The following is a 24948-nucleotide window of genomic DNA, read 5'->3' as shown; positions in this document are numbered from 1 at the left end:
ACACCATGTCATCGCATCTGAAAAGCAACGTGATCCCACCAAGCCGCCAGCGCGAGAAGCCGCGCAGCGGGCTGACCTGGATCGGGCAAAGCATAAAGCGTGTGGAAGATCCGCGCATCCTGACCGGAAAAGGCGGCTACGTCGACGATATCGTTGTGCCAGGCATGGCCCATGCCGCCATGGTTGCGAGCCCGCATGCCCACGCGCGCATCATATCGATCGATACTTCGAAAGCGAAGGAAGTGCCCGGGGTCATTGGCGTCTACACCGGGGCAGATCTCGCAACCGTGGTTGATCCCTGTCCCAGCTTTGCCTCGCCCCCCGTGCCACAACACGCGATGGCGATGGATAAGGTGCGCCATGTGGGTGAAGTGGTGGCTGCGGTTGTAGCTGAGGACCGCTACATCGCGGAGGACGCCGCCGCACTGGTCGAGGTCGAGTGGGAGGTGCTGCCGGCGAATGTGGACATCGAAGCTGCCCTTGAGGCAACGGGAGATGCGGTGTTGCATCCCGACGATCGCAAGAGCAACTGCGCACTAGACGAGAGTTTCGCCTTCGGCCCTGTGGAGGAAGACTTCGCCGCGGCAGACCGGGTGATTAGGCGGCGTCTGCGGTGGAATCGCTCCTCCGCACAGGCGATCGAGACGTGCGGCGTGGTCGCGCAATGGGATGCGTTCAAGGGTGGCTATACCATTCACGCAAACACGAATTTCTATAGCTTCATCCCCTTTGTGATTGGTGGCAGCCTGCGCGTCTCGCCAGGGGAGCTGAAGATGATTCCGGTGCTCACGGGCGGCAGCTTTGGCTCCAAAGTGTTTATCCACAAGATCATCATCTTGACGGCGGGTCTCGCGCGGCTGGCGGGGGTGCCGGTGAAATACATCGAGGACCGGCTGGAGCATTTCACCAATTCCGACAGCCATGGCTCGGACCGGCTTTACGACTGCGAACTCGCGGTGATGGAGGACGGCACGTTCAATTCCATGCGCTTCACCGTGCTCGACGACTATGGCGCCTATCTGCAATTCGGTGTCGGCACCCATGGCAATGCTATGGCACAGGTCACCGGACCCTACCGCATCGGCAGCTTCGGAATGCGGGTCGTCGCGGTGCTGACTAACAAGTGCCAGCAAGGGCCCTATCGCGGATTCGGCTCGGAAGTCACCAACTGGGTAATGGAGCGCATGGTCGATGCCGCCTCCGAAGAACTTGGGCGTGATCCTCTTGAGCTACGCGAGCAGAACATGATTCAGCCGGATGAATTTCCCTATATGATCCCCACCGGCAACATATATGACAGCGGCAACTTTCAGAAAGTCCTGGGCGAGGCGCGCAAGTTGTTTGATCTTGGCAACTGGCGGCAGAAGGCGCAGGCCGCCCGCGCCCAGGGGCGATGTGTCGGCGTCGGTGTTGCGACCTGCATGGAGCGCAGCGTCTACGGGCCGACCGAGTGGTGGTCGCTGAACAACACTGAAACGCCAGGCTTCACCCTGACCTCAACACCGGAGGGTATTTCCGCGCGGATCGATCCCTCGGGTAAGCTCTTCGTCACGCTGAATTCCTGTATGGTCGGCAACAGCCCGGAAACCATGGTCACGCAGATCCTTGCAGAGCGCCTGACCGTGGCCCCCGAGGATGTCGTGATCAACTACGCCGACAGCCAGACCGGCTTCAATGGCGTCGGGCCGCAGGGCAGCCGCTTCACTGCCATGGTGGCCGGCGCTTGCGTAACCGCGTCAATCCGGCTTGAGGAGAAGCTCAAACGCTTCGGCGCGCACATGCTGCAACGGCGCCCAGAAGATCTGGAACTGCGTAGTGGCATGGTCGCCGTGAAGGGGCTGAAAGATCAGGAGAAGAGCTTTGCCGAGATCGCGCTGACCTCGAGCTTCTTCCGGCTCAGCTTTCCCGACGGCGAAGAATTCGACAGCGGGATGGAAACCACGGCGGTTTACGATCACCCGTTGTCCACCGACCCGCACCCTGAAAGGGAGCATCTGGGCATCTTCTATCCGATCGTCGGCCACATCTGTCACATGGTCGCGGTCGAAGTGGACCCGGAGACCGGAAAGGTCGAGATCCTCGACTATGCCGCAGTGCATGACAACGGCACCATTGTGAACCCGCGTACTCTGGGCGGGCAGGTGTGGGGCGGCACGGCCAATGGGATCGGCACCACGCTGAGTGAGCAGTTTGTCTATGATGCTGAAGGGCAGTTCACCAACCCGAATTTCGCCGAGTTTGCGATACCGTCGGTCCATGAGATGCCGACCAACTTCAAGCTCGGTCACGTGGAAACGCCTAGCCCATACACCGAATACGGGATCAAGGGCGGCGGCGAAGGCGGCAGGCTCGGTGCTCCCTCGGCTTTGACCAGCGCAATCGAGGATGCATTGCGCGACAAGGGGGTTAAGATCGCCTCATTGCCCGTGACACCGCCGATTCTGCGCGGGCTAATCAGAGAAGCGGAAGCTGCGGTGGCCGCTGAATAAGGAGCAGATATGGCCCAGCCTCGGCCCGTCATCATCACCTGTGCCGTCACTGGCGCGATTCACACCCCGTCGATGTCGCCGCATTTGCCTGTAACGGCGGATGCGATCGTCGCTTCGGCCATCGAGGCGGCGGAGGCCGGGGCGTCGATCCTGCATCTGCACGCCCGCAATGAAAAAACCGGGCAACCCGATCAGAGCGTCGAGGGGTTTGCCCAGATCGTGCCGCGCATTGCCGCAGGTACAGATGCCGTGCTGAACCTGACCACCGGCGGCAGCCCCTATATGACCGTCGAGGAACGCGCGCGCCCGGCTGCGCATTTCGCACCGCAGCTCGCCTCGCTCAACATGGGCTCGATGAACATGGGGCTTTTTCCAATGCTGCGACGGCATCCCGATCTGCCGGGCTGGGAGGCCCAGCATCTGGAAGGTTCGCGCGATCTGGTGTTTCGCAACAGCTACAAGGACATCGCCTACGTATTGGACGCCTGCCGTGCGGGTGGTACGCGGTTCGAGTTTGAATGCTACGACACCGCGCATCTCTACAACCTCGCCCATTTCGCCGAAATCGGCGCAGTGGCACCGCCGTTCTTCGTTCAGACTGTCTTCGGCCTCTTGGGTGGTATCGGCGCGCATGTGGATGACATTACCCACATGCGGCGTACTGCCGAACGGCTTTTTGGAGACGATCTTGTGTGGTCGGCGCTGGGCGCAGGCGCGCATCAGATGCGCGTGGCCGCGACGGTGGCGGCTGCAGGCGGCCATGTGCGCATGGGCCTGGAGGATTCGCTCTGGGCCGGGCCGGGGCAACTGGCGATGTCTAACGCCGAACAGGTGCGCACGGCCATAGCAGTGCTGGAGGGCTTGGGTATGCGCGCAGCGTCCCCCGCTGAAGCGGCAGACATTCTGCATCTAGCGCCACGTCGCCAGACAGAGGGAGCCGCATGACCGAAATCCCCCCCGATCTAGAGACTGCTTTCGAAGGCACACCGCCGCTGCCGCAACGGGCGCCGCGCAGGAAGCCTGGACGGCCAAAGGGCGCCTCATCCGACGAAACCCGCGAACGCATTCTTGATGCGGCAGAACGGCTCTTTGCTCATGAAGGGTATGAAGGGTCGGCACTGCGCGATATTGCTGCCGCCGCCAATGTGCAACTGCATACTGTGGGCTATCATTTTGGCCCCAAAGACGCGCTGTTTGACACGGTAATCGCCCGGCGGTCGGTGATCATGACGGAGCTGAGGCTCAAAGCGCTGGATACTGCAACGCAGACGGCGGGCGCTGCGCCGATTCCGATCCCCATATTGGTGCGCGACTATATCAGCCCCTTTGTGCTCTCGGCGGGGCGCGGCGATCCAGGCTGGCGCACCTATGCAGCGCTGATGGGTCGGCTCGCCAATTCGCCCTTGGGGACCGAGATCATCGCGCGGCACTATGACAGCACCGCGCGTGCCTATCTGGCAGAGTTTCGACGCAGCCTTTCGGGAGTGCCGGAAGCGGATGTGATTGAGGGGTTTTCGGCCATGGTTGCGGCGATGCTCGGCTTCTGTGCCGACACGGGGCGCCCTGCGCGGCTGGCCGAGGCGTCCGACGGTTTCCGCAGCCCGACGGAAAGTCTAGACGCTCTGGTCCGATTTCAGGCTGCGGGGTTTCTGGCTTTGCAGGAAATGGCGCATGACAATGCAGAATGATACCGTGCCAAAGAAAGGGCAGATGGCTCTATTCCGCGCCGAGGTGAATACCTCCCGCACCGCTACAGCGTTAGAGCGAGAGGGAGGAGCGCCGTTGCCGCCGGTTTTCCGCAAGCCCTTTTTGATAACGGATATCCAGCGTGCCCGCGCTAATCTGCGGACGGCCCCTTTCGGGCAGGATGAGGTATCAGTCGGCGGGAAGATCGATGTTCGCCACTTAGCCCCGGCCTCAATTGGCGGCGTTGTGACGACGGTCGCCAACTTCAGCGGTCAAGCGGGCGCGCTCTGTTGGTTCGACTTTCGAACCAATGATGCCGCCGGCAAAGTCGGCGAGGGCCAGATCGCCCGGACCAACTTGAATGCCAGACAGCTCACGCAAAAATCGGACACGCGCAAATGACGGACATCAAAGTATTGCGGGCCATCGAAAAGAAGCTCCTCTGGCTGGCTTGCTGGACCGTGCACAACGCCAACCACCTACGCGACAAGGATCAGGTGAAGGTCGGCGGGCATCAGGCCTCCTCCGCCTCCATTGTCACGATTATGACCGCGCTCTACTTTTCTGCGCTGCGCCCGCAAGATCGGGTTGCCGTGAAACCGCATGCCGCGCCGGTCTTTCACGCTATGCAGTATCTGATGAGTCAGCAAACTTTGGAGAACCTGCATAATTTTCGAGGTTATGGCGGTGCGCAAAGCTATCCCAGCCGCACCAAGGATGTGGATGACGTGGATTTCTCCACCGGATCGGTTGGGCTTGGTGTTGCGATCACCGCCTTCGCGTCGATGGTACAGGATTACCTTACGGCCAAGCCATGGAGCAATGCGCCCGATGAAGGGCGTATGATCGCGCTGGTCGGAGATGCCGAGTTGGACGAAGGCAATATCTATGAGTGCCTTCAGGAGGGCTGGAAACACGGGCTGCGCAACACTTGGTGGATCATCGACTACAACCGGCAGAGCCTCGACGGAGTGGTGCGGGAGGGGCTCTATACCCGGATCACCGACATCTTCAGAGCCTTCGGCTGGCAGGTGGAGGTGCTTAAATATGGCGTCTTGCAGCGCGCTGCTTTCTCCCGGCCGGGGGGTGACAGCCTGCGCGCATGGATCGATACCTGCCCGAATGCGGTTTATTCGGCGCTGATCTTTCAGGGGGGCGCGGCTTGGCGCACGCGGTTGATGGACGATCTCGGAGATCAGGGCGACGTAACGCGGCTGATCGAGAGCCATTCTGACGCGGATTTGGCAGCGCTGATGGAAAACCTCGGCGGGCATTGCCTCCAAAGCCTGGTCGCTTCCTTTGCTGCTATCGATCACGATCAACCCGTGGCCTTTCTTGCCTATACCGTCAAGGGGTGGGGCACACCACTGGCGGGCCACAAGGATAATCATGCGGGATTGATGACCAAGGCCCAGATGGACAACTTCCGGGAGGCCATGAACATCCGCGCGGGTCACGAATGGGACCTGTTCGAAGGGTTGGACCTGCCTGAGGTAACACTCCGCGATGCGCTGGGCCGGGTGCCTTTTTTCGCAAAAGGGCCACGCCGGTATTGCGCGGAACGGGTGGCGGTGCCCGATATCGACGTTCCACGGGAGGCCGTTATCTCGACGCAAGCAGCCTTTGGCAAGGTGATGGACACACTCGCCAAAGGTACCAGCGATCTGGCTGCACGGATCTTGACGACTTCACCGGATGTGACGGTATCGACCAACCTCGGACCTTGGGTGAATCGCCGCGGCCTCTTTGCTCGCCAGGACATTCCTGACACCTTCCGCAATGAGCGGGTGCCCAGCACGCAAAAATGGCGGTTTTCGCCTGCTGGTCAGCATCTGGAGCTTGGCATCGCCGAGATGAACCTGTTTCTGTTGCTAGGCGCGGCGGGCCTGTCGCATACGTTGTTCCGCGAACGGCTTATCCCGGTGGGTACGCTCTATGATCCGTTTGTCAGCCGCGGGCTCGATGCGCTTAATTACGCCTGCTATCAGGACGCACGGTTTCTGCTGATCGGAACGCCATCGGGGGTCTCGCTGGCCTCGGAAGGTGGCGCGCATCAGTCGATTGCCGCGCCGCTCATCGGTATGAGCCAGGATGGTTTGGCGGCCTTTGAACCCGCCTTTGCAGATGAGCTTGCCGTGATCCTCGCGTGGTCCTTCGACTACCTACAGCGGGACGGCGAGGGCGACTCTGACGAACACACTTGGCTGCGCGATGAGACCGGTGGCTCGGTCTACCTGCGTCTCTCAACACGGCCCATCGAGCAACCTGGTCTGGAGATGTCGGAGGCTCGCCGTCAGGACATCATCGACGGGGCCTATTGGCTGCGCAAGCCAGGGCCCAATTGTGAAGCGGTGATCGTGTATCAGGGGACTGTGGCCACCGAGGCGATTGCGGCCGCCGGGAAAGCCGGGGTTGACCGGCGTGACATCGGGGTGCTCGCAGTCACCTCCGCCGACCGGTTGAATGCCGGTTGGCAGTCTGCGCAGCGTCAGAGGGCAAACGGCAACAGCCGGGCACGGGCGCATATCGAGAGGCTATTGGCGAACCTGTCGCGCGACGCCACGCTGGTCACTGTCATTGATGGCCATCCGGCCACGCTAAGCTGGATCGGCGGCGTCCGCGGGCATCTGACGCTTGCCCTTGGGGTAGAGCATTTCGGCCAGACCGGCACAGTCGCTGACCTATACCACCATTTCGGCATCGACCAGCATGCGATACTGACAGCGCTGGATCAGCTCAGCACCGGGCGACCGATCCGGCTGGCGTCCTTGTAGGAGCGGATCCGCGGCAGTATGTTGGTCGAAGACTATGCAAGGGGATATCATATGAAGATCGAACGGCTGGATCACGTCAATATTCGCACTAACAATCTCGACGCGATGATCGCCTGGTACGCGCGTGTGCTGGGTCTCGAGGCCGGCGCGCGTCCCGACTTCGGTTTTCGAGGGGCCTGGATCTATGTCGGAGAACACCCGGCCGTCCACCTTGTCGAAGTGACCGAAGAATGTGCGTCCATCGCGCCGAAGATTGAGCATTTCGCGTTTTCGGCGAGTGGGTATGCCGATTTTTTGCAAGGCCTGGAGGACAACGGAGTGGCGAGTAATGTGGCACGGGTGCCCGGTTTGCCGTTGGTCCAAGTCAATATCGTTGACCCCGACGGCAATCACATCCATGTCGATTTTTCAACGGAAGAGACTGTCGAGACGCCGTCACTCTGAAAGGCGCGATTGCGGGTGTGGAATTAACGTGTCGCCGCGACACACTGGGTAAATTTCTTTGCGAGGGTTTCGTGTTGCAAGGTTTTTTTGTGGCCACTCGTTGAGCTGTGTTGCGGCGGCGCTGAGCTTTGCCTGACTGTAGGTCGATATGTCCAGACCGCGCTGGAATTACTGGCGCAAAAGCGTATTGGTTTTTTCGTTGCTAACGCGTTGTCACGGCGATTGCGGATCGCACAAGAAGACGTCGATCTTGGTCGCCATAGGCACAAACGGCCAACTCACGTTGCGATAACATGAATTTGCAGTTCGGACCCTGTGACATCTACTCGCAAAGCAGCACAGATTTTTAGAAGAAGCCACCTGTTCGGTGCAGAAGTAGCTCAACCGGATGACGGTTGTGTTTCGACCTTTGTTATCACTGCCTAGCTAGCCTTTCTCAGCATTGGTATGGTTTCGTGTTAGAAAGTAAGCAGGCGCAAGCCAATGGCAGCCACCGAACATGACCACATCGTCGCTCGCCTTGGGTCTGTGTCCCATCACCTGCTCGCGCGGAGCTCCTCGGGAAACACGCGCCACGCAGAATAGCAGGTTATACTTTCGCACCCAGTTCGAAGAAGCGCGCCCGAAAACTCGTAACAAGTCCCGGTGCCGCCTGTTCGCCTGTGAAGCCTTTCAGATACCCTTCAAGTCGGTCCATCCGCACGTCCAATGGTTCGACCACTTCAAGTGCGTGATAGCCAAGCTGCATAAAATAAAGAATGCGCGCCCGCGCGTCGGCTTCGGCTGCATCAAAGCCATGGCGCAAAAAAAGCCGTTCAATCGCCTGCAACCTAAGCGCGTCCGCGCTGTCAATCTTAGTACGTACGGTTGGATCGCGACGAGACCAGTCGCGAACTGCGAAATCAAGGCCCTGATCAAAGAGCCGCTGATCGATGAAGCATTCGAAAAAGTTGCAAACCGCCTGTCCCACACTGTCGGCCTCTAACCCGCACTTATCTACAATGCATTGCGTGTTGCGGGCCTCCCATTCCTCCAGCAGGGTTTTCAATACATCGGCGCGGTCCTTGAAATACCAATAGAAGCTCGACCTGGCGACGCCAAGGCGCGCAGACAGAGACGTGATTTTTACATCGCCGACGCCGACCGTCACAAGTATATCGCGCGCGGCGCGCAACCAGTCTTCCCGCGTGACTTTGCTGTTGCCGTGACGAGCTTTGCCCGTTGGCCCATTGATGTCGTATTGCACGTCCATGGTTCAACTTTCCGGTGGCGCACCGCCCGCAGCGGTACGTTTCGCGATGTATTCCTGTAGCGCACCCAACCTTTCGGGTACAATACCCAGCTGTGCCTTGGTCGCAACGATGTCCTGCCAGACCTTGGTCGCGCGTGTGTTTGCGTCGTTGCTGCCCCGTTCTGTCCAAGTGCCAAAATTCGCGTAGTCATGAACAATCGGCTCATAGAACTGCGTGCTGTACCTTTCCATCGTTTGTGGTGTGGCAAAGAAGTGGCCCTGTGGTTCGACAACACTGATCGCACTCTCTAGGCCGATTTCGTCCGGCCCGGCCTGCGTGCCCGCGCAAAGCTCTGCTACCATGTTTAGCACTTCCACATCGGTCACCAGTTTTTCATAGGAGACGGACAAACCGCCCTCCAGCCAACCGGCCGCGTGGATGATGACCGTTGAGCCTGCCATCAAACAACCCCACAATCCCATCTGGTTTTCATTGGCGGCCTGCACGTCGTTGATGTTCGAGGCCGACCCCGCTGCCGCGCGCCACGGCAAGCCGATCTTGCGCGCCAACTGTCCAGCCGCCAATGAGGCCTGAAAGTGTGAAGGTGTCCCAAACACAGGTGCACCCGACTTCATATCCACGTTCGATGTGAAGGTACCATAGCAGACGGGCGACCCGGGCTTGACCAATTGCGTCAAGGTTATCCCTAAAAGTGCCTCGGCGTGAGAGAGTGCGATTGCCCCGGCGACAGTGATGGGCGCCATCGCCCCCATCAACGTAAAGGGTGTCACAATCGACACCTGACCGTGCCGCGCGAAGTCGATCAGACCCTGTGCCATCGGAATGTCCAGAGTTCGCGGGCTGTTGGTGTTGATTATTGTATAAGTGTGTGGTGCCGCTTGAAACTCATCGTCTGACACGCCCCGGTAGTCGCGGATCATCTCGAAACAATCCATCACCTGCGGTGTGCCGCGTGAAAAGGTAAAGGGGAATTTGTCGGACCAGGTCAGTTGCGCCTCTGTTGTGAAGTAGTGGCGCAGATGGGTTGCAACATCTTGTGGCTCGACCTGAGGCGAGATCATGTGAAGCACATCGAAGTGTTGCGTCAACTGCAGGTATTCAATGTAGTCTGCGGCAGATCCAGGCCGCCGACCGCGCACAAGGTCCGTTGCGTGTGGTGCGCCAGCTCCGGCCTGAAATGCGAGACTGCCCAATTCGAGAGTGATATCGCGACCGCGCGTACCAGCGCGGCAGTTTATCGATGCAGGCGCACTGTCGATTGCGGCCTGAACGATATCGCGACCGACAAAGACCATTTCATCTTCAACACGTGCCCCAGCTTTGGCAAAGTAGTTCCGCGCCTGGCTGTGCAAGACGCGCATACCAAGTGTTTCCAAAATGTGAAGTGCGGTTTGATGCAAGTTTTCAACCTGATCTGCCGGAAAGACTTCCATGGGCGGAAATGGATTGCGCAGTTGTCGGTAATTCACATCACGCGTTGATTTGTTCGCGGCACCACCAGCCTTGCGACCGCGTCTGCGGCTGCTGCGCACATGCGCTTCGTTTTCTATGGTCATGGCGCTACGTTCTCATCGCCATGCCCTCAGGGTCATAGGGCGAGGGTGCAATCACCCGCGCTGGCCGTTCCCGCCCCACGATATGCACCGTCAGATCAGTGCCCTCTGCGCAGGCATCCTGATCCATCATCGCCATCGCCAGTGATTTACCGACCGTATGACCATATCCGCCGGAAGTCACAAAGCCGACCAGTTTGCTGTTCTGCCACACAGGCTCAAACCCGCTGGCATCAGCATCGAGAGCATCAATTTCGAGCGTGACCACCTTTTGGGACGCTGTGTTACTGTTGCGTTCGGCCATCGCTGCATTGCGCCCGACGAAATCGCCTTTCTCCCATGCGATCCAACGGTCCATGCCTGTCTGGCCTGGGGTACAGGCTTGCGTAAACTCGGCACTCCAGATGCCAAAGCTCTTTTCAAGGCGCAGACTGAGCAGCGCATTGAACCCAACCTCGCGCATGCCAAACTTCGCTCCCGCATCCAATAGGGCTTCGCGCAAAGCGATGTGTTCGACGGCTGCGCAGTGGATTTCGTAGCCAAGCTCGCCCGACACCGACAGGCGACCCACTTTCACGCGGAATAACCCGATATCAAAGGTGTCACAGCCCATGAAAGGCAAGTCCGCAATCGCTCCTTCCGTGAGGGTCTCAAGCACTTTACGGCTATTTGGACCGGAGAGACTGAAGCCAACTACGTCATCCGACAAATCCCGGATATCGACGTACGCGTCCATATTGTCGCTGAACCAGCGCATGTGCCACTCACGCAAATAGTAGCTGCCCATGATCCACCAGGTGCCATTGCCCCAGTTAAAAACGGTCAGATCGCCCTTGAGCTTGCCATCAGGGCTGAGCATCGGCGCAAGCTTGGCCCGTTCGGGCTTGGGCAATGCGGACGCCATCACCTTGTCCAGCCATGCCTCTGCGCCGGCGCCTGACACCTCGAAACGAGAGAATCCCGAAATGTCGAGCAACCCGACAGCCTCGCGGACCGCCTTGCACTCCTCGGCGACAATTTCGAAGGCGTTCGAGCGTTTCAAAGTTGGTGTTTCGGAAAAATTTGCGGTCTTGGCAAAATAAAGCGGCAGCTCAAGGCCCCAGCTTGCCCCCCACTGACAACCTGCAGCGGACATAGCGTCATACGCCGGTGCCTTTTTGAGCGGGCGGCCAGCGGGCAATTGTTCGTTCGGGTAGGTCATAACAAACCGTCTTGTGTAAAACTGCCCGGTCGTTTCCTTGATGAAGCGCTTGTTCTGTGCGTAATCGCCATAGCGCGCCACATCCATGCCAAAGACGTCGGCCTCAGGCTCACCGTGAATCATCCATTCAGCAAGAGATTTTCCAACGCCGCCACCTTGAAGGTAACCCGCCATGACCGCACAGGCGCACCAGTATCCTGGCTTTCCGCGCACCGGTCCGACCAAAGGGTTACCGTCGGGTGAGAAAGTAAACGCACCGTTCACCCAGGTCTTGACCCCCACGTGCTGCAGGGCGGGATAGCGTTCAAAGCCGAGCGTCAATTCGCGTTCGATCCGGTCGGGGTCTTCCTGCTGAAGTTGCATGCCGTAGTCCCAGGGCGCACCATCCATCATCCAATGATCATGATCGATTTCGTAAATTCCAAGGAGCATGCCTTTCTGGTCCTGGCGCATGTATGTGAACCCTTCAAGGTCCACGACAAGCGGGATCTCCTTATCCAGAGCTGCAATCTCCGGGATCGTATCGGAAATCAGGTAGTGGTGGTTCAACGGTGAGACGGGCAGCTCGATCCCTGCCATACGCCCGACTTGCTTGGCCCACAGACCCGCAGCGTTCACAACATGCTCGGTGTGAATCGTCCCTTTTTCTGTAACGACCTCCCAACCGTCCGGGGTTTGGTTCAACTCCAGAACCCGGTTGTGTTCTATGATTTCCGCACCGCGTTTCTTGGCGGCCCCGGCGTAGGCATGCACCGTGCCGGTGGTATCGACATAGCCTTCTCGGTCGGCCCACATTCCGCCGATAATGCCGTGAGTGGACATAACAGGGCAAAGCTCGCCCGCTTCTTCAGGGGTGATCAAGTGCACGTCATCAATGCCAATGGATTGAAAGACCCGGTAGGCCGATTGTAGCCATTCCCAACGGTCAGGTGTGCCTGCCAATGTCATACCACCGGTCATATGCATGCCAACGGATTGACCGGATTCCTCTTCGATCTCGCTGAGCAAATCGATGGTGTAGGATTGCAGGCTTGCTATGTTGGGGTCGGCATTCAGCGCATGAAAGCCGCCTGCGGCATGCCAGCTTGATCCGCATGTCAGGATGTCCCGCTCAATCAGGCAAACGTCTTTCCAACCGAACTTGGCCAAATGGTACAACACTGACGTTCCGACAACACCACCACCAATAACCACAGCCTGATAATGCGATTTCACAGCAAACCTCCATAAATCGATTTGTATGGCAGACATGAAGGATGATTCTCCTTGCACTACACGGCCAATACGTCATGATTTCGGATATATGTACACACTTGTCCATAAAAATTTAACAGGGAGATTATCATGAAGAATAATTCCAACCATCATCCAATGCTGACCGACGCGATCCGTGACGTGAAAAAGGGGGAAGTAAGTCGCCGGGAATTTCTGGCATTGGCCAGCACGTTTGGTGCAACAGCGGCCTTTGCCTATGGCGTGCTGGGAGAGGCCCGGCCCGCTCTGGCAGACGGTCACGCCAAGAAAGGCGGTGTCCTGAAGGTCGGTATGCGCATGCTGGATCTCAAAGACCCGCGTACATTCGACTGGTCCGAGCCAGCCAACGTCGCCCGCCAATTCCTGGAACCACTTGTGCGCTGGGACATGGACTTCACCTTTACGCCGATGTTGCTCGAAGGATGGGAAATCTCTGATGATGCGAAGACCTATACCTTGAACATTCGCAAGGGTGTAACCTGGAACAACGGTGATGATTTCGACGCTGATGATGTAATTTTCAACCTCAACCGTTGGTGCGAAAAAGAGGTCGAAGGCAACTCAATGGCAGCGCGCATGGCTGCACTTGTGGATGAAGAAACCGGTGTGGCGCGCGAAGGCGCGATCGAAAAAGTCGACACACACACCGTACGCTTGAACTTAAATCAAGCCGATATCACGCTCATCGCCGGCATGTCCGACTACCCTGCTTTGATCGTGCACCGGGATTATACCGTGGAAGTAGGTTTGGCCGATGCACCCGTCGGCACCGGCCCGTTTGAACTGGTGAACTATGAAATCGGCGGCATGGCCGAGGTGAAACGCCGGGAGAATGGTGCTTGGTGGGGCGGTGAAGTGTTCCTCGACGGGGTAGAGTTCATCGATTATGGAACGGACCCCTCTGCAATTGTGAACGCGTTCGATGCAGGAGAAATTCACGTAAACGACATCACAAGCTCTGACTATGTTGAAATCCATGACAGCCTGGGTCTCGTGAAAAAGGAAAAGGCCACGGCCGCAACCATAGTCGCGCGCATGCGTCCAGACAGTGCTCCCTTTGACAACCAGGCCGTGCGAAATGCCGTGCAACTGGCGGTGGACAATAGCGTAGTTCTAGAACTCGGCGTAAACGGTCTTGGCACGGTGGCGGAAAATCATCACGTTGGACCGATGCACCCCGAATACGCGGAATTGCCCAAGATCATGCCGGACCCCGCAAAGGCCAAGGCGATGCTCGACGAGGCGGGCCATGGGGACACCGAGATCGAGTTGATCTCTATTGATGGCGACTGGCGCACCGTGACCACTGATGCCATTGCAGGTCAATTGCGCGACGCGGGTTTCAACATCAAACGTACTGTCATCCCGGGTGCCACGTTTTGGAACGACTGGACGAATTATCCGTTCTCTACCACGAACTGGGGCGCGCGACCTTTAGGCGTGCAAGTCTATGGTCTGGCCTACCGATCCGGTGAGGCATGGAATGAATCAGGTCATGCAAACCCGGATTTTGACGCAAAGCTTACCGAAGCACTGGGTACTTCCGATGCAGAAATGCGCAGGGGTTTGATGGTCGATCTGCAGGCGATACTGCAATCCAGTGGTGCAATCATTCAACCTTTCTGGATGGCCGAGTACCTGCACCATGTTGAAGAAGTCCAGAACTACGAACGGCACCAGTTCCGGGAAATGCACCTCGAAAAGGTGTGGATCGACGCATAGCGAGTGGACCGCGCCAACCTTAGGTCTGGCGCGGTCTTTCAAGCGTATCTGGTGGCCTGAATACCGCGCGACTTGTCCTCAATGTGCCGGAGTTTTCGGTGTCTTATGTCGTGGTACCAAAGCGTCAACCGAAGATTCCTGTGACTGCTAAGTCGGTAAGACACTTGTCTGCAGGGTCCCAGACGCGGGGCCGCCGATGCATGCGCCAAAAGTACGTTGCTTACTGTCCATAGAATGGGTGGAAACCGGAAGTTTGCCACCGCCTGAAGGCATGTTTGTGCGCCGGAAACCGCAACCTCTCCAATGCAACCAAGATTTTTTGCGCCAGCTTCAGAGCCGTCGAACGTGATCCACAACGTGGTTTGCAGTGCGCAAATCTTCGAGCTACCGCTAATTTTGGATCTGACGTAATAGAGCGCGGCGTTCACTAGTAACACGGAGAAACTATTAGCCGTCAGACCGCTTCCCAAAGCGGTTCATAATGCGCGATAATCTCCAGCATGCGACCACGGTCAAAGCTTGGGTCATGCCCGCCATGGACAATGGTGACGGGCATCGCTTTGAGCAGATCGAAGGTTTTCCGGTAGTCCGCAACGCTCATCCCTGGACCTTCGTAAATCAGCGGTCCGTCATAGATTGCATCAGCGGCAAAAAGCGTGCCTGTTGCTCTCTCAAAGAGACCGATACCGCCAGGTGAATGTCCGGGAAGGTGAAGCACTTCGTAGAGGTGATTACCCAGATCAACCGTGTCACCGTGATTGAGTAGCCCGGTGGCAGGCGCTCCAACCAAGCGGTAACTCTCTGGATCGTATCCCTCAAACGGAAGCGCCTCGATCAGTGTTTCGCCAATAGGCGGGTAACCGGAGGCTTGAAATGTCGCAAGTAACGCCTCGGGCATGTCGCGTCGAAACAAGCTGTTCAACCCGGATGGGTTCGCCATTTCGTCAGCTTCTGCGGGATGGACAAGTCTGATATCGAATTCATGCACCGCGCCAATATGGTCGATATGGGTATGTGACGACACACAGATGATCTCTTTGCCCGGATCTTTGCGTAACGTATTAAGATAAGGTTTGAACGGGATAACTCCCATGCCGGTATCGAGGATCATGTCCCGCTCAGACCCCTCGACCAGGAACATGTTTGCTTGTTCCAACACGTGGATATGCGGCTCGATGATCAGCGTTGTATCGGCGTCGATCTTTTTGGCTTCAAACCAGTTGTCGGCAACGGGCAATGTCATGATGTCAGTCCAATTTGGGTCGGGTGGTCCATGCGATGTCGATGCCGGAGGGAAAAGTTTCGACAAGCCAATCGCTCAAGTCTTCACGCAAAGCCCGCGCCACACTCACGCGATTCGATATATCACAAAGCCACAATGCGGCCTTGGCTGAGCCACGTGACCCGAGGGCCGGAAACACATAAAAGCAGCCAGCATACGCTCCCGTCTGGTCGCGAATGATCCACGAAAACGAGCGGCGCGCCGTAAATTCACGTTCATGCCAGGCAAGGTCGATCAGGTTGTCTTCCCGCGTCAACCCGTCGGGCCAGTCTCCGAATATGCCAGTGAGCAAATGTTCTGATGCCATGACCGCGTCAAAGTCCTCATCGACAAACTCCGGCGACAATGGTGCCAAGCGATATGCGCCAAGGGCAAAGTCGCGTGGCAGCGTCACTTCGACAAAATCAGGATGCGGGTCCATGTTACTCTGCCGATTCCTTGGCCTCGCGCTTGAACGGGTTCTCGTCCGGGATTTCGTAGTCCGGCGTGAACAAGCCCTTTTCCTTGGCTTCCGACATATAGCGGAACGCGTGGACGGACATGCGCATGAGATGATCGCCCGCCTTCATCGGCGGGTACTTGGCCACTGTCTCGGGGGTGCTGAATTTTTCCAGGGGTTCGACAACTGCGTCGTAGTCGAGGCCAAAGAAGAGCGGCATCGAGTATCGCTCTTTGCCGGTGTTGATCACCCGGTGTTGCGTCGATTTGAACTGCCCTCCTGACCACGTCTCAAAGATGTCCCCAATGTTGACGATGAACGTACCCGGGATGGGTGGTGCTTCGATCCAGACGTCATCTGCATTCATCACCTGCAGTCCCGGCGCGCCCTGCAACAGAATTGTAAAGCACTCGAAATCGGAATGCGCGGAAATGCCGGTCATATCCTTGGTCTGCGGCATTTCGTTTTCAATGTAGCGCAGCAGCCGCAATTGTGACGTCGGACAAGTGATGTGGCGGGTCAGCTCTTCGGTGGATACGCCCAGCTCGAGCGCGAGTGCATCCAGCATCCGCAGACCAAGATTAAAGATAGCATCGTAATAGGCCGAGATCGTTTCTTGCCAACCGGGAATATCAGGCCAGACATTCGGACCCGTCATGCGCCATCCCGCCAGATAATCGGGGTGATCCGCGGGTGCCTCGAATGACATATCCCATGCTTCGTTGAAATTCATGATCTTTGGGAAACAGCTGCCATTCTCTTCGAATGGGACATAACCGCGGTGATTTGTGGTGAAGCCCGACCAGTATTTCATTTTGAAGCTGCGCGGCATTTCGTGAAATTCTTTGGAGGCCGCAAAGGTCGCATCGATTTGGTCCTGCGGAATGCCATGGCCGGTGATGTAGAAAAAACCGGAAGTTCGTGCAGCTTTGCCCAGCTCGGCAGCGACGCGCGTTTTCTCTGGTTCGTCACCGCTGAACAAACCTGAAAGATCAATAACGGGCAATGTCGCGTCGTCGATCGTTAGTGCCTTAAGTTCGGTATCGCCTGCTTCGGTCATTTAGCATTCCCATTTCTCACTTTCCGTAACCATGCATAGATCACGTCATTTATGGCTCTGCGTGGTCTAAGGATGATCATTTTTTAAGGCGGTTGCCTTCATTTTAAGCAATTCGCTGGGTGAATGACGCATTTCGGGTCGGTTTTATTGACGTATCAGGGCCTGATGACCGCTCTTTGTGCATGAACAAAAAAACTCGTGCACGCAGCGAGCGTGACCGAGTCGTGGGGATTTGAAAGGAAGCATCATGCCAATGATGAATAGACGAACACTATTGAAATCCGGGGTCGCGGGTCTGGCCGCTTCGACGCTTGCAACGCCACTGATCGCAAATACGCGCAGCGTCCGGATCGGCTCATACGGCGGTTACTTTGAAAATAGCTTCAAGGAACACGTCTATCCAGCCTTTACTGAAGCGACTGGTATCGAGGTCGAAAGCATCACGCAGCCGAATTCATCCGACTGGCTGGTAACCATGCAGCAGGCAGTAGCCGCCGGGAACATCCCGACGGACATCTCGCTTTATGCCCGCGACACGATGATCAAAGCCAGCCGCATCGGTGAGCTGATCGCACCGCTAGATCTGGCAAAGATCAAGGGGGCGAGCAACCTCGACAGCTACTTTGTGTTTGAGGGCAACGCGGGCCCGCAGGGTGTGGGCGCAATGTCTTGGTTCTCCGCTATGGTTTTTAACCCCAACGAGGTAGAAACACCGGCCAGTTGGGCGGATTTCTGGGACACGAGCCGCTTTGAGGCGTCGCTTGGGATGGGCCGGAACTACAACGCGGGTCTGTTCGATTTTACCGCCGCCACGTTTTTTGATGGTGCAGAGACGATGATGTCCGACGACGGGATCGTTGCCATCCTCGAAAAAATCACGGAACTGAAGCCCAATGTCGCGCTTTGGTGGACTGCCGAAAGCCAGATGGAACAATCGATGAAGAACGGCGATGTCGTGGCAGGACAGTATTACCTGGACGTGGCCAACCTGATGGCGCTCGACGGGTTCCCGATCAAGCCAACCTTCCCGAAAGAAGGCAACCTGCAGGACTACGGTTCGTGGTGTCTGACGGCAGGTTCTGATAAGGCAGACGAGGCGGCGGAATTTATGAACTTCTCGTCGGACCCGGCCATTCAAGCGCTTATGAGCCGTAAGATCGGTACTGCTCCTCTGGTCGACAAGTCAATGACGGACCTAACGGATGACGAGTTCAACTTTGTCTCCGGCGCACCGGCCATCAAACCCGCCTATGAAGCCTACCTGGACAACGAGACCTTCATCAAGGAAAGCTGGGACAAGATGTTGGCTGCGTCGTAGTCGGGTGGAGGGCCTGGTTCTCAAAGATGTTTCCAAATCCTTTGGGAACACCCGCGCCGTTGAACCTACAGACCTGACCTTCGCCAAGGGGGAACTGACGGCGCTTCTTGGTCCGTCAGGCTGCGGCAAGACCACGCTTTTGCGCATGATTGCAGGGCTAGAGGAGCCGTCGCGCGGGGTTATCCGACTTGGCGAGGACGACGTTACAAATCTGCCCGCACACAAGCGGAAATTCGGCATGGTGTTTCAGAGCTTTGCGCTGTTCCCGCACTATTCGGTGCGGGAGAATGTTGCATATTCCCTGATCATTGACGGAGTGGCGAAGGCGCAAGCCTTTGAGAAAGCCAATGAACTGCTTGAAACAGTACAGCTCGTCGGCTTCGGCGATCGTCGTATCGGCGAGCTGTCGGGAGGGCAACGACAGCGCGTCGCCATTGCCCGTGCCTTGGCGCAGGAGCCGGAGGTTTTCTTGCTGGATGAACCAATGTCTGCGCTTGACGCGAAGCTGCGCGAAGAGATGCAGGTAGAGCTGCGCCTTTTGCAGCAACGGCTCGGCATCACCACGATTGTGGTCACCCACGATCAGCGCGAGGCGATGACGATGGCCGATAAGATTGTGGTCATGTCAAACGGCAGGGTCGAGCAAATCGCCACGCCGCAAGACGTCTATCACCGACCGGCAAACGCCTTTGTTGCGGATTTTATCGGGAAGGCAAACTTTTTTGACGGCGTTTACCAGGACGGCGCGGTGCAAGTGGGCGACTGTCGCCTGCAGGCCGCTGCTCCCTTCCAATCCGGCAGCCCGGTCAAAATTGCGATCCGTCCAGAACGTACATGCATCGATGAAGATCCCGGCGCAAACCGGATTGCCGCGCGCGTCATGTTTGTCCGCGATCTTGGACCTCTTCGTGAGTACCATCTACAATCGGATATCGGACCAATCATCGTTGAATATGCGGCAGGTGAAACTGGCCCAAGTCTGGCCAAAGGCGATGCGACCACCGTGCGCCTGCCGCCTGAGGCTTTGCAGGTCTTCCCCGGAGTGCAAGCCGCGTGACCATTGCCGATGACATAAGCGGCACAGCTACAAGCGCTACCGAACCGCAGGCAAAGGCGGCGTCCGGCAAATCCATTCTGCTTGGTCTGCTGACATCCGTCATCGTAATACTTTGCGTCTTCCCTTTTCTTCTGGTGCTGGCGATTTCATTTGGCCGTAAGGTAGACGGCGCTGCTTGGGTCTGGGATTTCACCCTGGATAATTACCAACGCTTCTTCGTTGGCGTGCTGTGGCCGGATGAAGTGACATTCCTTTACCTGCAACAACTTGGCTTTTCCTTTTACTTCGCAGTGATTGCCTCACTCTTTGCGGTGCTGACAGCATTGCCATTTACCTTGCTGTTGACCCGGCTCAGACGGTCAAGGCAAGCGATATGGCTGGTATTCATTATGGCATCATTGTCGCTGTCGGAAGTGTTTATCGTCATGGGCTGGGACATCTTGTTGTCGAACAATTCAGGTCTGCCCAAACTTTTCAAAGAAACCGGGCTGACACAGTGGCTCAAGGATGCGGGCTGGTTTCAGACCTTGCGGGACTGGGGCCTGGCCAACCCTCGCAATGTCAAATTCAAGACCTCCGATTTCGCGACAATCCTGACGATGAGCTACCTCGTCTGGCCTTACGCTGTGATCCTACTTTACCCCGCGCTGTCACGCCTTGATCCGTCGCTGTCAGAGGCCGCACGCACCATGGGTGCCAGTCGCTGGGCAGTCACACGCACCGTCACATTGCCCTCGATCCGTCTACCGCTTTTTGGGACCACGCTGCTTCTCTTCGTCTTTTTGTTGGGGACTTATGTGTCGGTGACCGTCTTTGCCGCACCGGACAAACATACCACAGCAGTCGCCATCTATTCCAACATCCGCGGCGCAAACCTGAACGCGCCGTTTGGCGCGACCCAAGCCATCATTCTCCTCATTTCGGCTAGTGTGTGCCTCTATTCGGGGCATATCTTCAACCGCCGGTCCGAGGCACACTGATGCGGGTTTTTGGTGCTGTATACATGGGGCTTGCGGCGCTTGTACTGGCGTTGCCCATCGTTGTGGTTTGTGCCGCCGCTCTGAACTCGGGGCGTAGCATGTTCTTTCCGCCACGCGACCCGACGCTGGCGCGCTTCGGCGAATTCTTTGTGTCTGAACCGGTCTGGACCAATGCACTATGGAACTCGGTCATCGTGGCAGTGGGAGCCGCAACACTTGCGGTCCTGATTGCTTGGCCGATTGCATATATGCTGTGGTCCACGGGTTCGAAACTGTCCAAGACTTTAGCGGGCCTTGGCTCGCTTCCCTTTGCAGTGCCGCCCATTGTATTTGGGGTTGGCCTTGGTTTTTTTTGGGCTTTCACCGGCGGTTTGGGTGCGCTTTGGGCCGGTGTCATCAGCCACGCCATCTTGTTGATGGCACTGCCACTGGTGACTATTTCCATCGGGCTGCAATCGGTTGACCGATCTCATCTTGACGCGGCGGCGACCATGGGTGCCACGGAACAGGTGACATTCAAAACCGTTGTTCTGCCGCAAACGGTACCGTACACGATTTCGGGGTTTTTCTTTGTGTTGGTCTTGTCCTTCAACGAATTCATTGTGATTTTCTTTGTTTCGGCGTCGTCCTATGCGACAGTCACCCTGCAAATCTTCAACTCGCTTAGGAATGGCTACACGCCGACTATGGCTGTTGCTGCCATCACCTTTCTGACTGTTTCGGTGCTGGTGTTTTCTGCTGTTGCCCGCTGGGGTGACCTACCGCGCCTGATGGGCGCTGATCAGTCGCGTAAATAAAGGAATTCGCATATGCCCCGCCAACCCACACTCGTCGGCAAAACGGTCCTGTTGGTGATCGACATCCAGAAAGGTGCATTCATTGAGGCAGAAGGGGGTATCCCCCATATGCCTGGTTATACAGAGAACATGATCCGCGCCCGCCGCGTGGTCGACGCCGCACATAATGCCGGCGTTCCGGTGATCTTCTTTCAGGAAATACACCGCAGAGACCTGATTGACTATGGGCGCGAACTTGACGGCAGTGAGGACATCCATTGTCTCGAAGGAGAACCCGGCACGCCGGTTGCCAGAGAAGAGATGGACATGCGCCCAACCGACTATTTTGTGCACAAACGGCGCTATTCGGTGTTCTTCGGAACCGAGACCGAGATCCTGCTCAAGGGTCTAAAAGCCGAAACGTTGATCATGATCGGCGGCATGACGGATGTCTGCGTCCACTACAGTTTCGTCGACGGCCACCAGCATGATTACTACTGCCGTGTCGTTGGTGACTGCGTCGGCGGCACATCGCCTGAAGCCCATCAGGCAGCGCTCAACGCAATGGAATATCTGCAGGAAGGTGCCGTCTTGTCAGCCGATGAGATCGTCGAAGCCATAGGGTCTGCCAAACTGGCGGCCGAGTGAGTTTGAAGGAAGACATTCAGGGACACTGGACCCGTGACTGGATAAAAGCGTCGGGCTTCGAAGACCACACAACCCGGGTTCATTGGGCGCAGGTTGGGCTGGACTATGCCGATGTACGCATACCGCTTGAGCGCCCGGATCTATCGAATGCGGGCGCGCTTGCTGCTCTTTCGACGGGCGACCTTATCAAACTGGCGCAGGCTGAAGGTTTTGCCGGGCATGTCACGCTCAAAGGCACCCGCTGCACTTGGCATCGCGAGGTCAACCTGCACGGCAAGCCTGATGTCCCGGATGTAGGTCTTATCAGCTTTGATTCTCAGGGACGTTTGGTCGAGAAGGGAGTGCATGCCGAGTATACTGAATTATGGGAACGGCACGTCGGCGATGCGCCACGGTCCATTCGGTTTTGCGATGATGAATATCAAGGCCTGCTTGTTACTGTCGGTGAAACGCCCGTGATCGGTATTGGCCGTCCGCACAAAGCATCGACGAAGCCTCTGATCGAGGCGCTAGGCGAGGGCCACGTCCCGGAGGGTGTGTCGGACTTGTTCGATGGCCTGCATGTACTCGGTCACTGGTCGGATCATTCTGTCGTCGCCGATCTGGCGACCCAACCGTTTTGTGAGAGTCTTCCAGTACTAACGCTGCATGACACTACTGTCGTTTGGCACCGCATTGGGTTTGACGGCACCCGCTCGGATGTCGTGTTGGAGATCGGGACCCAGCACATATGATCCGCGAGCTAACCCGCGATGATGTCGATGACATACTCTATGGTGCGACACTCTTCGACGCTGTTACGTGCGAGCTCGGCGGATCGAACACCGCCGTGCCGTTTTCGTCGCTGCGATGAACGATGCTGTTGTGATTGACGGCGATCCAGCAGGCCGCGCGGTGCCCGAAATCATCCACTCCTCTTATGCGATCGCTGGGCTACCTTCAGGACCAATTTTCGCCGCAAACGCTTTGGGCGAAACCATGACACTTGAGAACGTCAAGGATGATCAAAGGGCCGAGGAAGTCATGCGGGCGCTGGCGCCGACCAGCCACAACGACTTCGCTGTAATCGATCATGTGCTGCCGGCTAAAACGCTACGCTCGACGATATTGCCCGGAACCTTGTCCAATGCACGGCGTCTTGCCAGGATTTGGCGAGTTGCGAGACCAGATCCTGCCAGCTTCCCGGCGGGATTGCCACTGCGGCGAATAGAGCGGTTTTGTTCGAAGGCTGCGTAATCACCAGTACTGGGCGTCCGCAAGGCGGTTTCACTTTGGGCACATTTGAAGTCATGGGCCGCGACGGCTTTGCCGGGCAAGCATTCCTCGTCGATCTGAAGAATGAAACCATGGTCGGCTGGCTGAACGGCAAACTCATTGTCACGATTCCTGAAATCATAGCTGTTCTGAACCTGATAGCCGTCGCGGTTGTCACAAACTCCCAACTCCGTGTGTCTCAGAACGTGGCAATCTTGGCGCTGCCAGCGCCTTAGATATTCTTGACTCCAATTTGACTGCGGGTCTTCGGGCCAGAAAATGCGGGGCTAGAAGAAGATTTCAGGTCGGCATTAGTGGGCGTTTCCAAGATTTAAAACGAATATTGATGCGCTGCTTCTAGCCTCGCTGCACTCTGTCTGCCGCGCCTCCAACCATGAGTAAGTGATAGGAAAATTGCCAACGCAGCATCTGAACCTAAGTGCAACTCGGGGGGGACAGTCGCCCACGTGACCACCAAAACGCCAAAGGAAATTGGAGCAGCGCCAAGATTGGCTTTGATTTCGAAGCGTATGGCCGCAAGGTCTGGTCGCAACGCAGCTGGTTGACAGGAGTCTGGCTTGAATCTTGGGCGATGGTCGTTCGGGGGGCAAGTTAACAGACAGCGTGCAACATTCGAGGTTGGCTTTGAACTGACTTTGACAATTGCTGCACCGGGTACCAATGTCGACTTTCCAAGAGTGTCAGAAAGTATGGGTGCCGTATCAATGAACGCTTCAATCACCAATGTGCTTTCTCAGCCCTTGCGCCTCCCTTGTGGTGTCATTCTCAAAAACCGCATCGCAAAATCTGCAATGTCAGATTCTCTTGGAGATGGCCGTGGTGCACCGACAGAGGCCCAAATTCGTCTGTATAAACGGTGGGCTGAAGGCGGATTGGCGTTGTCGATTGTTGGCGAAGTGCAGAGCACCCCGCACTACGCAGAGAAACCTGGAAACTTGGTCCTGAACTCCCAATCAAAGCCAGAACAATTTAGGGCTCTGGCCCGCGCAGGATCCATCAACAACGCAAATTTATGGGTGCAACTTGGCCATGCAGGTGCAATGGCTGATGCGTCAATAAGCAACCCAAAAGGCCCAAGCGAACTTGACCTTCCGGGGTTGAAATGTACTGCGTTGTCTATGCCAGAGATCAAGGCTCTCCCTCAAGAGTTTGCCCGGACGGCTTGTCTCGCAAAGGAATTTGGATTCGGGGGCGTTGAAATACATGCGGCACATGGTTTCCTGCTCAGCCAGTTTTTATCTCCATTGTTCAACAAACGGTCAGATGAATATGGAGGCAACCTATCCAATAGAATGCGCATTTTGCTGGAAACAGTAGATGCCATACGTCATGGCGTTGGTCCGCATTTTCCGGTCGGGCTTAAACTCAACGCAACAGACCAACTCGAAGGGGGGGTTCAACAAGACGAAGCGCTTGCCGTATTAGCTGCCCTGAACGACACAAGCGTCGACTTGATTGACATAAGTGGTGGCACGTATTTTCCTGGAGCACCGTCTGCTTCTGATCGTGCGGGATCTGGCCCCTACTTTCTGGATTTTGCCGAAAGAGCCCGCGCCAAAATCGAAATACCGCTCATGGTCACCGGTGGGTTTAAGACTTTAAAACAGGCAACGGCGGCGGTCGCAGACGGGAAAGCCGACCTTGTTGGTCTTGCCCGTGCGCTCATCATCGATCCAGATTTGCCAACGAATTGGGAAATGGAAAGCGCAACTGATCCTCAGTTCCCACGCTTTGAAA

23 protein-coding genes are annotated in these 24948 nt (G+C 56.9%); 17 read left to right on the top strand and 6 right to left on the bottom strand.

The features are described 5' to 3' along the window. The first annotated feature begins 5 nt into the window (after positions 1-5). From AB8B75_RS18345 to AB8B75_RS18320, 6 genes are read left to right on the top strand one after another with little or no spacing between them, the layout of a single operon-like run. Positions 6-2489 carry a xanthine dehydrogenase family protein molybdopterin-binding subunit gene (locus tag AB8B75_RS18345; RefSeq protein ID WP_405364267.1) on the top strand — a complete coding sequence of 828 codons (2484 nt, stop codon included), beginning with the start codon at positions 6-8 and terminating at the stop codon, positions 2487-2489. 9 nt (positions 2490-2498) lie between these two features. After that, a complete protein-coding gene (locus tag AB8B75_RS18340) occupies positions 2499-3434 on the top strand; it encodes a 3-keto-5-aminohexanoate cleavage protein (RefSeq protein WP_405364266.1) in 936 nt (311 codons plus the stop codon). Then, entirely contained in the window at positions 3431-4177 is a 747-nt protein-coding gene (locus AB8B75_RS18335) for a TetR/AcrR family transcriptional regulator (protein WP_405364265.1), read from the top strand. Before AB8B75_RS18340 ends, AB8B75_RS18335 begins: the two co-directional genes overlap by 4 nt. Then, a complete protein-coding gene (locus AB8B75_RS18330) occupies positions 4161-4577 on the top strand; it encodes a thioesterase, FlK family (protein ID WP_405364264.1) in 417 nt (138 codons plus the stop codon). The genes AB8B75_RS18335 and AB8B75_RS18330 overlap by 17 nt, the downstream gene beginning before the upstream one ends. Next, positions 4574-6949, top strand: coding sequence for a transketolase (locus AB8B75_RS18325; RefSeq protein ID WP_405364263.1), 2376 nt, complete (start codon positions 4574-4576; stop codon positions 6947-6949). The genes AB8B75_RS18330 and AB8B75_RS18325 overlap by 4 nt, the downstream gene beginning before the upstream one ends. A gap of 51 nt (positions 6950-7000) precedes the next feature. Then, positions 7001-7393 carry a VOC family protein gene (locus AB8B75_RS18320; protein WP_405364262.1) on the top strand — a complete coding sequence of 131 codons (393 nt, stop codon included), beginning with the start codon at positions 7001-7003 and terminating at the stop codon, positions 7391-7393. 589 nt (positions 7394-7982) lie between these two features. On the opposite strand, the gene AB8B75_RS18315 is transcribed toward AB8B75_RS18320, so the two are convergent. Genes AB8B75_RS18315 through AB8B75_RS18305 form a run of 3 tightly spaced genes read right to left on the bottom strand, consistent with a single transcriptional unit; the run spans position 7983 to position 12615 of the window. After that, positions 7983-8645 (bottom strand): TetR/AcrR family transcriptional regulator, encoded by a 663-nt coding sequence (locus AB8B75_RS18315; RefSeq protein WP_405364261.1) that lies wholly within the window; start codon positions 8643-8645, stop codon positions 7983-7985. 3 nt (positions 8646-8648) lie between these two features. After that, positions 8649-10202 (bottom strand): trimethylamine methyltransferase family protein, encoded by a 1554-nt coding sequence (locus AB8B75_RS18310; protein ID WP_405364260.1) that lies wholly within the window; start codon positions 10200-10202, stop codon positions 8649-8651. 4 nt (positions 10203-10206) lie between these two features. Beyond that, positions 10207-12615: an FAD-dependent oxidoreductase gene (locus AB8B75_RS18305; RefSeq protein WP_405364259.1), complete on the bottom strand. Its 2409-nt coding sequence runs from the start codon at positions 12613-12615 to the stop codon at positions 10207-10209. A 129-nt stretch (positions 12616-12744) separates the two neighbouring features. Between AB8B75_RS18305 and AB8B75_RS18300 the strand changes: the two genes are divergently transcribed. Continuing rightward, positions 12745-14376, top strand: coding sequence for an ABC transporter substrate-binding protein (locus AB8B75_RS18300; RefSeq protein WP_405364258.1), 1632 nt, complete (start codon positions 12745-12747; stop codon positions 14374-14376). A 454-nt stretch (positions 14377-14830) separates the two neighbouring features. Here the strand turns inward: AB8B75_RS18300 and AB8B75_RS18295 are convergent, their stop codons facing one another. From AB8B75_RS18295 to AB8B75_RS18285, 3 genes are read right to left on the bottom strand one after another with little or no spacing between them, the layout of a single operon-like run. Further along, positions 14831-15619: an MBL fold metallo-hydrolase gene (locus AB8B75_RS18295; protein ID WP_405364257.1), complete on the bottom strand. Its 789-nt coding sequence runs from the start codon at positions 15617-15619 to the stop codon at positions 14831-14833. A 4-nt stretch (positions 15620-15623) separates the two neighbouring features. Then, positions 15624-16079, bottom strand: a complete 456-nt coding sequence (locus tag AB8B75_RS18290; protein ID WP_405364256.1) for a hypothetical protein — start codon at positions 16077-16079, stop codon at positions 15624-15626. Position 16080: 1 nt separating this feature from the next. Next, positions 16081-17157 carry an isopenicillin N synthase family dioxygenase gene (locus tag AB8B75_RS18285; RefSeq protein WP_405364255.1) on the bottom strand — a complete coding sequence of 359 codons (1077 nt, stop codon included), beginning with the start codon at positions 17155-17157 and terminating at the stop codon, positions 16081-16083. Between the two features lie 253 nt (positions 17158-17410). On the opposite strand from AB8B75_RS18285, the gene AB8B75_RS18280 reads away from it, so the two are divergent. From AB8B75_RS18280 to AB8B75_RS18235, 10 genes are all read left to right on the top strand, one after another. Further along, positions 17411-18475, top strand: coding sequence for a PotD/PotF family extracellular solute-binding protein (locus tag AB8B75_RS18280; protein ID WP_405364254.1), 1065 nt, complete (start codon positions 17411-17413; stop codon positions 18473-18475). A gap of 4 nt (positions 18476-18479) precedes the next feature. Beyond that, on the top strand, positions 18480-19532 hold the full coding sequence (locus AB8B75_RS18275; protein WP_405364253.1) for an ABC transporter ATP-binding protein: 1053 nt from the start codon (positions 18480-18482) through the stop codon (positions 19530-19532). Continuing rightward, positions 19529-20512, top strand: a complete 984-nt coding sequence (locus AB8B75_RS18270; protein ID WP_405364252.1) for an ABC transporter permease — start codon at positions 19529-19531, stop codon at positions 20510-20512. Before AB8B75_RS18275 ends, AB8B75_RS18270 begins: the two co-directional genes overlap by 4 nt. Then, positions 20512-21309: an ABC transporter permease gene (locus AB8B75_RS18265; protein ID WP_405364251.1), complete on the top strand. Its 798-nt coding sequence runs from the start codon at positions 20512-20514 to the stop codon at positions 21307-21309. The genes AB8B75_RS18270 and AB8B75_RS18265 overlap by 1 nt, the downstream gene beginning before the upstream one ends. A gap of 12 nt (positions 21310-21321) precedes the next feature. Next, positions 21322-21936 carry a cysteine hydrolase gene (locus AB8B75_RS18260; RefSeq protein ID WP_405364250.1) on the top strand — a complete coding sequence of 205 codons (615 nt, stop codon included), beginning with the start codon at positions 21322-21324 and terminating at the stop codon, positions 21934-21936. Beyond that, positions 21933-22670, top strand: coding sequence for a hypothetical protein (locus tag AB8B75_RS18255; RefSeq protein ID WP_405364249.1), 738 nt, complete (start codon positions 21933-21935; stop codon positions 22668-22670). The genes AB8B75_RS18260 and AB8B75_RS18255 overlap by 4 nt, the downstream gene beginning before the upstream one ends. Next, complete coding sequence (locus tag AB8B75_RS18250; RefSeq protein WP_405364248.1) at positions 22667-22789, top strand: hypothetical protein; 123 nt, start codon at positions 22667-22669, stop codon at positions 22787-22789. The genes AB8B75_RS18255 and AB8B75_RS18250 overlap by 4 nt, the downstream gene beginning before the upstream one ends. Next, positions 22786-23172 carry a DUF917 family protein gene (locus AB8B75_RS18245; protein ID WP_405364247.1) on the top strand — a complete coding sequence of 129 codons (387 nt, stop codon included), beginning with the start codon at positions 22786-22788 and terminating at the stop codon, positions 23170-23172. Before AB8B75_RS18250 ends, AB8B75_RS18245 begins: the two co-directional genes overlap by 4 nt. Further along, a complete protein-coding gene (locus tag AB8B75_RS18240) occupies positions 23085-23426 on the top strand; it encodes a hypothetical protein (RefSeq protein WP_405364246.1) in 342 nt (113 codons plus the stop codon). Before AB8B75_RS18245 ends, AB8B75_RS18240 begins: the two co-directional genes overlap by 88 nt. Positions 23427-23915: 489 nt before the next feature. Continuing rightward, positions 23916-24948 (top strand): NADH:flavin oxidoreductase/NADH oxidase family protein (locus tag AB8B75_RS18235; protein ID WP_405364245.1); only part of this gene is annotated, 1033 nt, incomplete at its 3' end.

The organism is Roseobacter sp., assembly GCF_045106495.1.
GTDB lineage: Bacteria > Pseudomonadota > Alphaproteobacteria > Rhodobacterales > Rhodobacteraceae > Roseobacter.
This window is presented reverse-complemented; position numbering and strand designations above follow the sequence as displayed.